We start from the raw sequence: 206 nt of genomic DNA, 5'->3' as shown, positions 1-206 counted from the left end.
GGTCATCGCGGTGGGCATGATCACCGAACCGGAACAGGCCGAATCGATCCTGCGCCATCGCCACGCCGATGCCGTGGCCCTGGCGCGCGGCATCCTCTACGACCCGCGTTGGCCGTGGCATGCCGCAGCTGCACTGCGCGAGAGCGTGGTACCGGCGCCGCAGTACCTGCGCTGCGAGCCGCGCGACGCGCGTGGCGTGTTCAAGG

Annotated in this window: 1 pseudogene; it reads left to right on the top strand. The window is 70.9% G+C overall.

Features of this window, described 5'->3' with window-relative positions:
* Positions 1 to 206: pseudogene (locus HMPREF0072_RS11000) on the top strand (hypothetical protein); the annotation flags it as partial.

The organism is Anaerococcus lactolyticus ATCC 51172 (assembly GCF_000156575.1).
Lineage (GTDB): Bacteria > Bacillota > Clostridia > Tissierellales > Peptoniphilaceae > Anaerococcus > Anaerococcus lactolyticus.
The sequence above is the reverse complement of the archived record's forward strand: the minus strand, read 5'-3'. Positions and strand labels throughout refer to the sequence as shown.